This window comes from Nitratireductor soli, from assembly GCF_001050155.1.
Classification (GTDB): Bacteria; Pseudomonadota; Alphaproteobacteria; order Rhizobiales; family Rhizobiaceae; genus Nitratireductor; species Nitratireductor soli.
Genome location: NZ_LFVY01000014.1, coordinates 1 through 13,875, shown reverse-complemented (window position 1 = coordinate 13,875; position 13,875 = coordinate 1). Strand labels below are relative to the sequence as shown.

The following is a 13,875-nucleotide window of genomic DNA, read 5'->3' as shown; positions in this document are numbered from 1 at the left end:
CTCAGGCCCTTCCAAGGCGGATGCGCGGATCGGCGTATGCATAGGCGATGTCGACCGCGGCATTGATGAAGAGGACGGCCACCGAGACGGCGATGACGCCGAATTGCAGGACCGGGTAATCGCGGACGATGGCCGAGCGGACGAGCAGGTCGCCGATGCCGGGCCAGGCGAAGATCGCCTCCACCACCACGCTGCCGGCTGCCGCCAGCCCGGCGATCTGCAACCCGATCACCGAGAGGATGGTGATCGATGCGTTGCGCAGCCCATGCTTGAAGATGACGGTCTGCTCCGACAGACCCTTGGCGCGGGCGGTGCGCATGTAATCCTGGCCGAGCACATCGAGCATGGCGTTGCGGGTGAACCGCGTCAGCCCGGCGATCAGGATGCCCGACATGGTGATGGTCGGCATGATGAAGTGCCAGGGCGTGCCGTTGCCCACCACGGGCAGCCAGTTCAGCCAGTAGGAAAAGATCAGGATCATCAAGGTGGCCAGCACGAAGTTCGGCACCGCATAGCCGACGAAGGCGATCACCATCACCGCGCTGCCGATCCATGACTTGCGATAGACGGCGCCGAGGATGCCCAGCGGCAGGGACAAAGCCAGCGTCAGCACCACGCTGCTGAGAAGCAGTTGCAGTGATGGCCAGATGCGTTCGCCGACGATTTCGGCAACCGGCCGGCGCTCGACGAAGGAAAGGCCGAATTGCCCGTCGGCAAACGAGGCGAGGAAGGCCCGATACTGCACCCAGGTCGACTGATCGAGGCCGTAATAGCTGGTCAGCAGTGCCCGGTCCTCCTGGGTGATGCCCTCGCCGATGACGAAATCGATCGGGCTGCCGGAAAGGCGCGTGGCGAAGAAGACGAGCGTGACGATGACGAAGAAGGTGACGAGCATCTTGAGGATGGTTCGCGCCAGATAGGTCAGCATGCCGCCCTCCTGTCGCGCGCCGGCGGGTTGCCTGGCGCCTCGAGATGGATGAAGGCGATGCCGGCGGCCCGCGCCGCCAGGCCGTCCGTTTCCGGATTGTCGCCGATGAAGATGGCGTCGTCGCGCGCCGCATCCGCGTGCTTCAGGGCAATGTCGATCAGGTCCGGTGCCGGCTTGCCGATCGACCGGAACGAAACGTCCGGCCGGCAGGCGCGCAGGGCCGCCAGCAGCGCGCCCGTCTCCGGCATCGGGTGGCCGTTGGGTCCCGGATGCGTCCGGTCGAGATTGGCTACATGCAGCGCTGCGCCGCTTTCCAACTGGGCCAGCAGCCGCCCGAGGCTGTTGAGGTCGAATGTCGTCTGGCGCGCCAGCAGTATGCATTCCGGCGCGCCCTCGTCGACGGCAAGGCCGAGATCCGACGCCAGATCGCGGATCGGCGCTTCCGCGTGCAGGGCGATCCGCGCGCCCGGATGCTTTCTGGCGAGCTGCCGCACGGTCTGCTCGCCTGCCAGCACGATGCGCTCGGGCGTTATGGGAAGCGCCATCCCATGCAGCCGCGCGCTCAACGTTTCGGCCGTGTCGGAGGAATTGTTGGAGACGATCCACAGGCGCCCGGCGTTGCGCGCCACGAAGCCGCGCGCGCCGTCATAGACGTGATCGCCGGTGATCAGGCAGCCGTCCAGATCACACAGGATCGCCGCGTGATGGTCGAGCGGCTGCAGCGAAAGGCTGGCCATGGAAGAAACGGGGTGCATGAAGCGGCGACGTCCTTGTTGTCGGGTTCAGCGCGGCAGGCAACGCCCCGGCGGATGGCCGGGTCGCGCAGTCCTGCATTGTGATGACGCTCGTGGTCTGACCGAAACAGATGGTTCCCATCTGACAGGATCGCACCACTGGTTTGCAGTTCTGTTCTGCCGGCACCCTGCGCGGCGACTGTGACACTGCCGTTACAAACCAAGGCTATTCCTTGGGTGAGACAAAGAATTTCCTTGGATGTGGACAATGCCGATCACGCTACCGCGCATTCGCGCCATAAACGCCGTCGCCCATGGCGGGTCCTATGCCGCCGCCGCACGGCAATTGGGCCTTTCGCAGCCTGCCGTGTCGCAGCATGTGCGTGACATCGAAGCGGAGTATGGCGTGCGGCTTTTCCTGCGCAAGAACGGGGCGTTGCATCCGACGCCGCTTTGCGCCCAGCTTTGCGACATTGCCGAGCGCATGACGGGCGAGGAACGCGAGGCGGAACGCATCCTGACGCGCCACACGACGCTGCTCGACGGGCGCCTGTCGATCGGCCTCGGCAACTCCATGCCGGGCATGGCCGTCATCGCCCTTTTCCGCAAGCGGCATCCAAGCGTTTCCGTGGCGGTGGAAACCGGCTCCTTCGAAAAGATCGTCAAGGCGGTGCTGGCGCGCGAGGTGGATGTCGGCGTCCTGCCGGACGTGCCGGCCGACGGCCGCTTTCGCACGGAGCTTCTGGTGCGTCAGGATGTGGTGGCTGTCGTTCACGCCGACAGCGCGCTGGCCGCGCGGCAGAGCTTCACCTGCGCACAATTGATGCAGGCTCCGTTGATCTTCCGCACGCGTGGCTCCTCCACCCAGCGCGTGGTTGACCGCGCGTTCAAGGCGGCCGGTTTCGAACCGGCGCCCCTTCTGATGCTCGACACGCGCGATGCGGCCTATGAGGCGGTTGCCAACGATCTGGGTGTCGGCTTCATGTGGCGGCATGGCACCGGCCGGACCGACGCGGTAAGGCGGATTCCCGTGCGTGAGATGAACCGCATGTATGACGAGGTGGCGTTCACGCTTGCCGACGAACAGGCGGTGATTGTCGGTGCATTCATGGCCGCGGTGCGGGCGTTTCGGGCCGACGCTGCAGCCGGCGGTTTCTCGGAAAAATGAAGTTTTCCAGAGCTTTAAATCATCCGGGATTGGCGGCGGCACCGCGATTCGTTAAAACACGATGCATAGCGTCAACTTTTAATAGAAGTTTGCCGGTTATCAACGAGTCAGGCAGACTGGAGGTCTTCGAGACTCATGGACAAGACGCTTTTGCACCGTACTGGAAACCGGACTTGGCTTGCTGCTTTTGTCGTGCTGGGCGTCCTTGCCGCGGTGGGGCTTTCGTTTCTCGTCCACTATCTTCTGTTTTTCGGCGACAACATCAATCCTTATCAGCGCAGCCTTGCGGCGGCATTGATCCTGCCGGTTGTCATCGCCCTGCCGCTGTTGCTCTACATAGGTTATAATGCCCAGACGCTGAGGCGCTTCAAGCGCGAGCGCAATTTTGCCGCCGCGCACGATCCATCGACCGAGGTTTTGAACGGCAGCACCTTTACGACGCTGGTCGAGCGGCGGCGCTCCTCGTCGATCTCCGAGGCGGGCCGGACCTTCGGCGCGCTTCTGATCCTGGAGGCGCAAAACGCCCGGACGATCAATCTCAACTACGGCTTTCGTTGGGGCGAGGAATCGATGCGTCAGATCGCTTCGGTCATCCGCGCCAATGTCCGCCGCAGCGATGTCGTCGGCCGCCTGAGCGACAGCGAGTTTGGCATTTTCCTGCCGGGGGCGAGTGTCGAGCAAGCGCGCGATGTGGGCGAGCGGATTCGTGCCGCGGCCGCCTCGGCACCCTTCCTGGCCGAAGGCGAGCCGGTTCATCTGGCGCTGGATATCGGCGGCGTGATCTTCGAGGATCAGATCGAGTTCCAGGGCCTGATGCGCGTCGCTTCGGAACAGCTCGACATGGCGAAGGCGAAAGGCGCGGATGGCTTCCGGCTCAGCGCCATACAGGCTTCCGATGCGGATGAAGCCGGCGAAGGCCGCAGCAAAAACTAGACCTTCCGCGGTTTGGCGCGGCTCGAGAAGACCGGCTGACGCCGCTGCTCGCTGGACTCTTGCCCCCGATAGCCACAGAATAGTTAGCTGGCAGAGCAGGCTGCGGTGAGCCGCCTTGTTGCTGCTGGTTTCAGCGCGCGGCGACGCATCGCGCTTCGCTCTGTTGCTGTGGGGAGCGGTGATGGGTTGGAAATCTCTCTTCTTGCTGGCGGCGGCGCTGGCGGTTGCGTTCCATGCTGCGGCCGATGAGCGCCAGGGACGGCTGGCCCCGGCACTGCGGATCATCGCCCACGATCCGGCTCTCGACGTTCGGTCTCTCTACAGGAACCGGGTTGCGGTGCTTTCGAGCTACGCCGACGCCATGTCGATCCACCGCCGCTATGCGGTGGGGCATAAGGGACGATATTCCTACGGTCCCGGCTTTCTCGATGGCACGCCGCAGGGTGCGTGGACCTTCCTCAGCCCAACGGGCGACGAGGTGGAGCGACGGCAGGACGGAACGCTGACCATCTCGCGCAACAATTACCTGGCGAACTGGTATGCTGAAATCGACTGCCGCATCGCCGAATGGCCGACGCTTTCATGCCGAGACGGTCGCCCGCGCTCGATTTCAGCCCCGAGCGCGACCAGCATCCGGATCGACGGACAGACTTTTCTGCTGGCTGGCGGCGCGGATTAAAGCATTTTGCAGTCAGGTGGAATCACTTGACGTCCGCATAAATGCGGAAAAACAATGAGATAGACCGGTTCAGCGTTTCTATGAAACGCTGAACCGGTCTAGATGGAAGGTCCGGCGGACAACGCTCATTGCGCCCGGCCGGTGGTTGCGCTCATTTCGATGGAGACCTGACGTGCTTTTCATCAAGCATCTTATGCAATCGGCGCTGATGGCGCTCCTGGTGGCGGCGAGCACGACCGTGCTGGCCGAGGAGACGCGGGTCACTGTGCGCCAGTTCGATCCGGCCACTGGAACCTGGATCCGCAAGGAACGGAACCTGGCGTTCAAGACGCCTTGGAGCGATTCGGCGATCAAGCCGGAGGTCGTCCCGTTCGCGGAGAAGCTGCCCGCCGGAACCATCGTCATCGACACCGGCGCGCGCCGGCTGTTCCACCTGCGCGGCGACGGAACCGCGACCCGCTACGGCATCGGCGTCGGCCGCGAGGGCTTTGCCTGGCGGGGCCGCGAGCATGTCTCGCGCAAGGCCGAATGGCCGGATTGGCGCCCGCCTGCCGAGATGATCCGGCGCGAGGCCGCCGATGGTCGTATTCTGCCCGCAGTGATGGAGGGCGGACCCGAGAACCCGATGGGTGCCAGGGCTCTTTATCTCGGTTCGACCCTGTTCCGGATCCACGGGACGAACCAGCCCTGGACCATCGGCAAGGCCGTGTCCTCCGGCTGCATTCGCATGACCAATGATGATGTCGTGGCGCTCTACAACCAGGTCAAAATTGGCACGCTTGTGGTTGTCAGATAGGCTTCCGAAGCCGGTTAAAGGCCGTGCTTCAAGTTTGAAATGTTTAACAAAACAGCGGTTTTGTTGCGCTTTTGCAACAAAGCGTGAGAATGAGTCGGCTAAACTACCCATTAAGAGGTAGTTGGCTGGCTGATGACGTAGCGTTGCGTCCGATGTTAGCCTAGCATGAACTGGAAATCCGGCACGGGACCGGGCAGGGCTCGACGTTTGCTCTCGAGAAGAAGCAAGCATGAGGGGGAGCAATGAATTTTAAACCGCGTATCACGCGTATTCTGGCAACGGCGCTGCTGGGCAGCGCCGTATCGCTGGCGGGAATCAGTGGCGCAAGCGCCCTGTCGCTCAAGGAAGCGATGGCCGTGGCGCTCGAATCCAATCCGGAGATCGGCCAGGCGGTCGAGAATCGCGAAGCGATCGAATTCGAGCTGCGGCAAGCCAGGGGGCTCTACCTGCCGAGCGTCGATCTCGAGGCGTCTGCCGGCGTGCGCCGTCTGGACAATCCCTCACGTCGCGGTGTCGGCATCGAGGACGATCCGCTCTATCCGGCGGAAGTCGGGCTGTCGGTCACGCAGAAGCTGTTTGACGGCGGCGGCCGCCGCGCTGAACTCGAGCGTCAGGCAGCACGCGTCGATTCGGCCTCCTTCCGCGTGCTCGAGCGATCCGAGACGATCGCGTTGCAGGTGGTGCGCGAGTATCTCGAATATCTGCTGCAGATCCAGATCGTCAACGAGGCGCGCACCAATGTGGGCTTCCACCAGTCCATGCTGGGCGACATCGGCTCCCTCATCTCCGGCGGTGCTTTGACCGAAGCGGATCGCCAGCAGGCCCAGGAAAGGGCTCTGGCGGCCAAGGCGCGGATGAAAGAGGCCGAGGAAGAGCTGGAAGGCGCGAAGATCCGCTTCTACAAGCTGGTCGGCAAACCGCTGACGAACCCGACCATGCCGCGCTCCGTGGCGTCCGCCCTGCCGCCGTCGGTGGAAGCCGCGATCGGCATCGCCCGGCAGAACAACCCGCGCATCAAGGTCGCCAACTCGGACATCGACGCGGCTGACGCGCTGGTCGACGCGGCGCGTTCCAACATGTTCCCCGAGATCAGCGCCGAAGGCCGCGCCCGCACCGGCTACGACATCGACGGCGCGGACGGCCGCACCCATGATCTTCAGGCGCGGGTCGTCGCGAAGTGGAATCTTTATCGTGGCGGCATCGACGTCGCCAACGAGCAGGAGCAGATCCGCCGCGCCAGCGAACAGCGCCTCGTGCTGCACCAGGCCTATCGCGAGGTCGAGGAGGCCGTGCGCATCTCCTGGGATCGGCGTCTGCGGCAGATAGATCTGGCCGGCACGTTCAGCCAGCAGGCCGCGGCCAATGCGCAGCTCGTGAATTCCTATCGCGAGCAGCTGGTCGTCGGCCAGCGTTCGCTGCTCGACGTGCTCGGCGCCCAGAACACGCGTTTCAGCGTCAATGTCCTGTCGAAGACGGCGCAATACGCGGCCCTGTTTGCCGAATACCGCATCCTGGCCGCCACCGGCACGCTGCTCGACACCATGCACCTGCAGAGCGCCAAGCAGTCGGAAGCCTATGCGCGCACCGAATTCAACGTGCCGGAAACCGCGCCCACCGAGACATACAAGAGGTTGCCGACCAGGCAGGTGAACGATTTGCCGCTCGATCTTCTCGCGCCGATCCGGAGACAATAGCCGGGTCGGTCAACTTGGCGTGATGACTGCTGTTGGAACAGGTTCGCAATCCCACCATCGAGACTCCGCTTCAGGCGGATGGCTTTCGGCCTGCCTTTCGCGAGATCGCACAATTCCTCGCCCGTCCGGCGTCAGACACGGTTCTTTTCTCGGACACGCCGTTCGATGAGTTGAGGCCTTCGGTCGAGGACGTCGAGCGCCTCGCGGCCCGCATCGGCCTGGAAGTCGCGCAGCACGGTTCGCGTGAACTCGCGAGCGGCGGCATTGACCTGCCCGTTCTGGTGATCTTCGAGGATGGCTCGGCGCAGGCCTTGCTGGAGACGTTGCCGGACGACCGCATCAGGACTTCCTTGATGCCGGACCCCGCCTCGGAGAAAGGCGTTTCGCTGGCCGAGCTGCTGGCGAAGAAAATCCGGCTGATCCTGTCCTTCAACGTCGTCTATCTCAATCATCTGGAAAACGCCGAGGGCGGCGCCGGCGGCAGGATTGAGAAACGGCACTGGCTGACCACGACGCTGGCGCCGTTCTGGCGCTCCTACGCCCAGGTCGCGATTGCCGCGCTGTTCGTCAACTTGCTCGCGCTGGCCTCTCCGCTGTTCGTCATGAACGTCTATGACCGCGTTCTGCCCAACCAGGCGACGGCGACCCTCTGGGTGCTGGCGCTTGGGGTGGCTGGCGCGGTGCTGTTCGACCTGCTCCTCAAGAGCGTTCGTGCGGCGCTGATCGACTATGCCGGTCGCAAGGCCGACCTCAAACTGTCCTATCTGCTGTTCGAGAAGGTGCTGCACGCCACCCTGGCCTCGCGGCCCATGTCGACCGGCGAATACGCAAACCGTGTCACGCAGTATGAGTTCGTCCGCGAATTCTTCACCTCGAACACGCTGAGCACGATCATCGACAGCGTGTTCGTCTTCGTGTTCATCCTGGTCATCTACAGCGTCGCGGGCTGGCTCGCCCTGATCCCGGCGACCGCTTTCGTCATCGCCCTGATCATCGGCTTCGTTGCCCAGTCGCGCATCGGGCGTCGCGTCGCCTCGGCAAACAACGAGGCAGCACAGCGTCAGTCACTGCTGGTCGAGACCATATCGACCATCGAGACCGTGAAATCCCTGCGTGCCGAACGCGTTCTCCTGCGCCGCTGGAGCGAGCTGGCGAAGAATGCCTCGCGCACCGCCGAAAGCATCAAGCAGCTGTCCTCCTGGGCGGCCAACATGACCCAGTTCGTCCAGCAATTGGTGACGGTGGCGCTGGTGGTTGCAGGCGCCTACGAGTTCTCGCAAGGAAATATTTCCTCCGGCGCCATCATCGCCACGGTCATGTTGTCCGGCAGGGCCGTCGCCCCGCTCGGCCAGATCGCCATGACGTTGTCGCGCATGCGCCAGGCGCTGTTGTCGCTGCGCATCCTCGATGCGATCATGCAGCAGCCGGAAGACCGGCCCGAAAGCAGCGGCTTCGTCAACCGCGATATCCGCAGCGGCAGCATCGCCTTCCGCTCCGTCGCTTTCACTTACCCCGGCGCCGACAGCCCTGCGCTGAGCGGCTTCAATCTGACCGTCCAGGCCGGCGAGCGGGTCGGCATCATCGGCCGCATCGGCTCCGGCAAGACGACGATCGGCCGATTGCTGGCAGGCCTTTATCCGCCGACGGACGGCAGTCTGCTGCTCGACGGTGTCGATGTGCGCCAGTACCATCCTTCCGTGGTGCGATCGGCTGTTGTCTTTGCCTCGCAGGGGGCGGATTTGTTTTCCGGCTCCGTCAAGGAAAATCTTCTGATGGCAAACCCCGGCGCCACCGACGAGCAGATCGTCGAGGCTGCCCGGCTTGCCGGGGTCGATCAGTTCGTGGCGCGCCATCCCAGGGGCTACGACATGCCGGTCGGTGAACGCGGCAACCAGCTATCCGGAGGCCAGCGGCAGGCAGTTTCGATCGCCCGTCTTCTGCTTTGCGATCCGAAGGTGGTCTTTCTGGACGAACCCTCGGGCGCGATGGACCTGGCCAGCGAGCGAGACCTGATCGTCAAACTCAGCAACGCGTTCAAGAAGGACGTGACACTGATCATCTCGACGCACCGCCACAGCATGTTGCAACTCGTTGACCGGCTGGTGGTCATTGACCAGGGGCGCGTCATCGCCGACGGGCCCAAGGAAGCGGTGATTGCCGAACTGCAGAAGAACGCTCAGGGCAAACGCCCGGGCCAAACGCGATAAGGCACAACTCCACACCCGCAGCCGGGGCATGGCACGGTGTGAGAGCAGAAAGGTGCAGGAAAGATGGATCGTCCTCCTCTCGCAGCCCGATTGGGCCTGGTCGTGATCGGCGCCCTTTTGATGACTTTCATCGGCTGGGCATCGATCGCCGAAGTGCAGGAGATCGCCCGCGGAGAAGGCCGGATCATCCCGGTCTCCAAGACCCAGATCGTCCAGTCCAGCGAGCCGGGCGTCGTGCTGGAAATCGCCGTCAAGGTTGGCCAGATTGTACGCAAGGGCGATTTGATCCTGCGGCTCGATGACACCGTGACCGCCTCGTCGCTCGGCGAATCGGAAGCCCGCGCGCGGGCGTTGCGGGCCCAGATCGCCCGTCTCGAACTGGAAGAGACGGGGCGCTTCGAAGACGATTACATCTGCCCGGACACGCTGAAGGACGTCGCGCCGCAAATTTGCGCCAATGAAGCGCGCCTGATGAAAGCACGGTCCGACAACATCCTGAACAAGCGTTCCGTCCTGACGGAGCGACATCAGCAGCGCCTGAAGGAACTCGACGAGGCGCGCGCCAACATCTCCCGCCTGGAGGAGAACCGGAAGATCTCGCAACGCGAAGCCGACCTGCTCGGTCCGATGGTCAAGCGCAAGCTTGTGGCGCAGACAGAGCTTCTGCGTGTGGAGAAGGAGCTGACCGAGAGCCAGGGCCAACTCGACCTGTCCCGCGAGGCGATCCCGCGCATCGAGGCCTCGATCAACGAAGCCAACCTGCAGAGAGAAGAGCTGAGACTGCAGGTGCAGCAGGAGGCATTGGCCGAGAAGACCCAGGCGCTGGCAGAGCTGTCGGTGATCGAGGCGACCATCCGTGGCGCCAGCGACCGGGTGGCGCGCACCGACATCCGTTCGCCGGTCGATGGCATCATCAACACGCTGGAGGTCAATACGGTCGGCGCTTACGTCGACCCGGGCACGGTGATCGCCGGGGTGGTGCCGACCTCGGAAACATTGCTTGTCGAGGCCCGCATTTCGCCACGCGATGTGGCCTTCGTCAGGCCGGGGCAACCGGCCCTGGTCAAGATCTCCGCCTATGATTTTTCCATCTATGGCGGTCTTGTCGGCGAAGTGCAGAACATCTCCGCCGACAGTCTTGTCGACCAGAGCACCGGCGAAACCTTCTATCAGGTGCTGGTCAAGACCGACAATGCGGAACTGGTCAAGGACGGCAGGAGCTACGCCATCATCCCGGGCATGGTGGCCACGGCCGATATCATGACCGGCAAGAAGACGATTCTTGCCTATCTCATGAAACCCATCAACAAGGCGCGCAACGAGGCGCTGCGCGAGCGTTGAGCAGCGATGATGGATAAGGATGCGGTGCTGCACGATCGTTGGGCATTCGCCCCGCGCTTTCGCGTCGTCCGGGTCGGCGAGGGGCGGCGCGGCATTCGCCTGGAAGAAATTTACTGGGCGGCGCTGAAGGACATGTCCAGCGCGCGGGGTGTTTCCGTTGGCGCGGTCGTCGAGGAATGCGAGCGCCGGCTGGACACCGGCGGAAACCTCTCTTCCGCCCTGCGCGTAGAGGCGATGATGCATCTCCGGCATGAACGGGAAGCGGCGCGCGCCCGGACAGGGTTGAAGGCGGTTCAAAATCAGGTCCAGGCCTGTCCGTCGCCGTGCTTTGCCCTGTCGGACGACAAGCGGTTGATCGCCCACAACCTGACCTTCATGTCGTTTGTCCAGTCGCGCCTGTTGCGCCTGCCGTTGCGCTCCACGGCACAGGGCGTTCGTCTTTCGCTCGACGTGCAGTTTGCCGAACTGGTCGACAAGCTGAAGATCGAAGGCAGCGGGCCGGCGACGGTCGGCTTCGTCATCGGCGTCGACGAGCAGGTCATTCGCGGACGTCTCAACGCCGTCTTGGCGCCGCTCCTGGACAGGGATGCCATCGTCGGCTTCATCCTGCCCGGCTAGGGCAATTCCAGGAAAAGTGGGAACCGGTTTTCCGTCCGGAATTGCGTAAAAACGAAGAGATAGAGCTTTTGCAGTCCGGTGAAATCACCTGACGTCCGCACAACTGCCGCAAAACAAAGAGATGGACCGGTTCATCGTTTCCATGAGGCGAGCGTCAGCCCGAACAGATCATCTTCCCGCCGCCGGCGCGCCGCCGAGCTTGCCATGCGGTGCGTTGACCAGTTCGGGAGCGATGCCCTCGCCGGGCGACAGATTGTCCGGCAATGCGCCGATCGAGGCGACCAGCTTGTCGCCGCGCTTCTTGCCATGAATCCATGAGCGGTCCTCGCTCATCGAATAGAGCGGCAGATAGTCGCCGAGCGCGCTGTCCTTCATCACCCGGTCATGCAGATTGTCGAGAATAAAATGTCCCTGGCTGGTAGAAACGGCCAGAACGGCGTGAAACAGCGCGCGCCGCTGATCTTGCAGGACCACGATCGACATGCTGCTCATGGGAATGCCGGCAGCGTTCAACGCCGCCATTTTGAGGATGGCATAGTCCTCGCAATCGCCCTTTCCAAGGTTGAGGATCTGCGCAGGCTTGGCCCAATGGTCCAGGCGTCCATAGTTCTCGCGATCCGTCGTGTAGGCAATGCTGCGGTTGACGGCGTAATTGATCTCGGAAAGCTTTTGCCCGAACGCCTTGCCGCTCGCCCGCTTGACGGTGGCGGCGAGAGCATTTGCTTTGGCGCTGCAGCCGGTCGATGGGGCACATTTGGCGAAATCCGCCGCGACGATTGCCGGATAGACTGCCTTCCAACTTGCGCTCGATGGCAGGGATTTGAACGGGATGGCCACGGATTCAAAAACGCCGGTGGCCTTGCTCGACGCTGCTTTCACCGCATTCCGGGCGTGACCATTGGCCGATGCGGAGGTGACCTGCACCTGTGCTGTTGCAGATTTCCAGCGCGTCTTGAGTTGAACGAGCCATTCTGATGTCTGCTCCGAGGTGCTCGACAACGATCCCAGGTTCAAATGGGGTAGTATCGAAACCTGTGTATACGCGGACGGGTAATTTGAAGAGAATGCAATACTGGATTGAGGTGCCATGAATAAAAGAAAAGATCCGCAAATAATGGCGAATTTTTTTATTCTATTGTTATTTGATGCCATGTCGGATGCCTTCATTTTGATGGAGGCATATTACCTATGTCGTATAAAATACGGATTAATACATATAGATTATTTTATGTTTATGGATTCTGTCGGATTTTACAAACCCGCATAATCCTCGTTTAATCCTGCACACCCACGCCGGCTCATTTGATCCGCCGCCTGGTCGGTCGCAGCAGCGCTTTCGGTCAACAGGCCTTCACCTGTTCTGCCGATAATATATAGTATATTATATAAATCAATTAACCAAAGACGAATTTGGGCGGCATGGTAATAGCCGGCTATATCGGCTTGCTTGCCAAAGTATTGCGCATCGATCTGCAGCATGGCTCGTTTCCGGGAAATCTGTTCCTGGGGGTTATCATGGCCAACGAAGAATTCACGAGCGCCGCGGACAATCGTGTCATCGCGTCGGATGAAGCGGTGTCGTCTTTCAATCAGGCCCAGCCATCGTCTGCGATGATGGCACAAGCACAGGCCACTCAGGAGCCCGTCCCGGTCGACCCGGCGACGGGCCAGCCTGTCGCCCAGCAGGCCACGCAGGAACCTGCGGAAGCGGCGCCGGCCACCGTGACTGCCGATGCCGACAATGTCGTGCACCTGCCGGCGGGCGTTTCGATAGACCAGATCAAGGTCGATGGCGAGGATCTCATTCTTGTTCAACCGGATGGTTCGACCGTCACCATCCTCAATGCGGCGCTGAAGATTCCGACATTCCTGATCGGCGATGTGGAAATCCCCGAACTGGCCCTGACGGCTGCGCTGCAGGCAAACGGCATCAACGTCGCCGCCGGCCCGGACGGCGCCCTGACCGTCGTGACCTCGGCCGCGCAGAGCGGCGGCGGCAATTTCGGCCAGTCAGCGCCGGACATCGGACAGGCCGGCCCGCTGATCGATCTTCTGCCGCCGACGGCGCTGCAGTTCGGCACATTGGAACGGCGTGAGCTGTTTCCGTCGCTGCGCAGGGAGAACGATTTTCCGGCGCTGAGCATTACGCCCCTGCCTGGCGTCGTCAATGAATCCGCGCTGAGCACCACGATTTCGCAGGGTACGGGCGGTGGCACCACGACCGCCGTCGGCGCGATCAATGTCGATGCCGGAGACGACGGGCTGGGCTCGCTGGTGGTGACGAATGCGGCCGGACAATCGATCGATGTCACGAATGGCGGGACGATTGTCGGCACCTATGGCACGCTCATCGTTACGCGTGCGCCCGATGGCACCTACAGTTTCGAATATCAGCTGACGCAGAACACGATCGACCACGCGGGGGCGGGGCAGGTGGGTTCTGACGATGTGGTTGGCGACCAGTTCCAGGTCGTTCTCACCGACGGCAATGGCGATGCGGTGACCAGCCAGATCGACATCGTCATCACCGATGATGGGCCGATCGCGCTCGACGATCTGGCGACGCAGGCGGTGGAGAACACGCCTGTGACGATCGACGTGTTCGCCAATGACAAGGCCGGCGCCGATGGTGTGAACCTGGGCACCGGCGTGGCGCTGGTTCCCGGCTCGCTGATCGGCGCGGGCACGCTGGTCTACAATGGCGACGGCACGTTCACCTACACGCCGGCTCCCGGCGAGGAAGCGGCTGTGACGTTCGACTACATGATCACGGATGG

The 13,875-nt window shown here is 62.6% G+C and carries 13 protein-coding genes; 9 read left to right on the top strand and 4 right to left on the bottom strand.

The window, feature by feature from the left end; all coding sequences use genetic code 11:
* Position 1: 1 nt before the first annotated feature.
* Together AB843_RS17560 and AB843_RS17555 are read right to left on the bottom strand one after the other, a co-directional pair.
* Entirely contained in the window at positions 2-928 is a 927-nt protein-coding gene (locus tag AB843_RS17560) for an ABC transporter permease (RefSeq protein ID WP_048648193.1), read from the bottom strand.
* The gene (locus AB843_RS17555; RefSeq protein ID WP_048648192.1) at positions 922-1,683 is read right to left on the bottom strand and encodes an HAD-IIA family hydrolase; all 762 of its coding nucleotides are present in this window, start codon (positions 1,681-1,683) and stop codon (positions 922-924) included. Before AB843_RS17555 ends, AB843_RS17560 begins: the two co-directional genes overlap by 7 nt.
* A 247-nt stretch (positions 1,684-1,930) precedes the next feature.
* On the opposite strand from AB843_RS17555, the gene AB843_RS17550 reads away from it, so the two are divergent.
* The 8 genes from AB843_RS17550 (at position 1,931) to AB843_RS17515 (ending at position 11,098) form a co-directional block, all read left to right on the top strand.
* Entirely contained in the window at positions 1,931-2,830 is a 900-nt protein-coding gene (locus AB843_RS17550; protein WP_048648191.1) for a LysR substrate-binding domain-containing protein, read from the top strand.
* Between the two features lie 135 nt (positions 2,831-2,965).
* Positions 2,966-3,763: a GGDEF domain-containing protein gene (locus tag AB843_RS17545; RefSeq protein ID WP_048648190.1), complete on the top strand. Its 798-nt coding sequence runs from the start codon at positions 2,966-2,968 to the stop codon at positions 3,761-3,763.
* A gap of 118 nt (positions 3,764-3,881) precedes the next feature.
* Positions 3,882-4,442 (top strand): hypothetical protein, encoded by a 561-nt coding sequence (locus tag AB843_RS17540; protein ID WP_048648189.1) that lies wholly within the window; start codon positions 3,882-3,884, stop codon positions 4,440-4,442.
* 172 nt (positions 4,443-4,614) lie between these two features.
* Entirely contained in the window at positions 4,615-5,238 is a 624-nt protein-coding gene (locus AB843_RS17535; protein WP_342021994.1) for a L,D-transpeptidase, read from the top strand.
* 242 nt (positions 5,239-5,480) lie between these two features.
* Positions 5,481-6,932 carry a TolC family outer membrane protein gene (locus AB843_RS17530; protein ID WP_053086145.1) on the top strand — a complete coding sequence of 484 codons (1,452 nt, stop codon included), beginning with the start codon at positions 5,481-5,483 and terminating at the stop codon, positions 6,930-6,932.
* 32 nt (positions 6,933-6,964) lie between these two features.
* On the top strand, positions 6,965-9,139 hold the full coding sequence (locus tag AB843_RS17525; protein WP_048648188.1) for a type I secretion system permease/ATPase: 2,175 nt from the start codon (positions 6,965-6,967) through the stop codon (positions 9,137-9,139).
* A 63-nt stretch (positions 9,140-9,202) separates the two neighbouring features.
* On the top strand, positions 9,203-10,480 hold the full coding sequence (locus AB843_RS17520) for an HlyD family type I secretion periplasmic adaptor subunit (protein ID WP_048648187.1): 1,278 nt from the start codon (positions 9,203-9,205) through the stop codon (positions 10,478-10,480).
* 9 nt (positions 10,481-10,489) lie between these two features.
* On the top strand, positions 10,490-11,098 hold the full coding sequence (locus tag AB843_RS17515) for a ribbon-helix-helix domain-containing protein (RefSeq protein WP_048648298.1): 609 nt from the start codon (positions 10,490-10,492) through the stop codon (positions 11,096-11,098).
* Positions 11,099-11,266: 168 nt separating this feature from the next.
* Here the strand turns inward: AB843_RS17515 and AB843_RS17510 are convergent, their stop codons facing one another.
* Together AB843_RS17510 and AB843_RS25685 are read right to left on the bottom strand one after the other, a co-directional pair.
* A complete protein-coding gene (locus AB843_RS17510; protein ID WP_244468017.1) occupies positions 11,267-12,250 on the bottom strand; it encodes a transglutaminase-like cysteine peptidase in 984 nt (327 codons plus the stop codon).
* Positions 12,251-12,349: 99 nt separating this feature from the next.
* A complete protein-coding gene (locus AB843_RS25685; protein WP_157384547.1) occupies positions 12,350-12,577 on the bottom strand; it encodes a hypothetical protein in 228 nt (75 codons plus the stop codon).
* A 36-nt stretch (positions 12,578-12,613) separates the two neighbouring features.
* On the opposite strand from AB843_RS25685, the gene AB843_RS17505 reads away from it, so the two are divergent.
* The coding region (locus AB843_RS17505; protein ID WP_164481561.1) for an Ig-like domain-containing protein at positions 12,614-13,875 on the top strand (1,262 nt) is incomplete at its 3' end.

Coding starts and splice junctions, on each gene's coding strand:
- AB843_RS17560 (WP_048648193.1), bottom strand. CDS start 928: ATGCTGACCTATCTGGCGCGAACCATCCTCAAGATGCTCGTCACCTTC.
- AB843_RS17555 (WP_048648192.1), bottom strand. CDS start 1,683: ATGCACCCCGTTTCTTCCATGGCCAGCCTTTCGCTGCAGCCGCTCGAC.
- AB843_RS17550 (WP_048648191.1), top strand. CDS start 1,931: ATGCCGATCACGCTACCGCGCATTCGCGCCATAAACGCCGTCGCCCAT.
- AB843_RS17545 (WP_048648190.1), top strand. CDS start 2,966: ATGGACAAGACGCTTTTGCACCGTACTGGAAACCGGACTTGGCTTGCT.
- AB843_RS17530 (WP_053086145.1), top strand. CDS start 5,481: ATGAATTTTAAACCGCGTATCACGCGTATTCTGGCAACGGCGCTGCTG.
- AB843_RS17520 (WP_048648187.1), top strand. CDS start 9,203: ATGGATCGTCCTCCTCTCGCAGCCCGATTGGGCCTGGTCGTGATCGGC.
- AB843_RS17515 (WP_048648298.1), top strand. CDS start 10,490: ATGGATAAGGATGCGGTGCTGCACGATCGTTGGGCATTCGCCCCGCGC.
- AB843_RS17510 (WP_244468017.1), bottom strand. CDS start 12,250: ATGGCATCAAATAACAATAGAATAAAAAAATTCGCCATTATTTGCGGA.
- AB843_RS25685 (WP_157384547.1), bottom strand. CDS start 12,577: ATGCTGCAGATCGATGCGCAATACTTTGGCAAGCAAGCCGATATAGCC.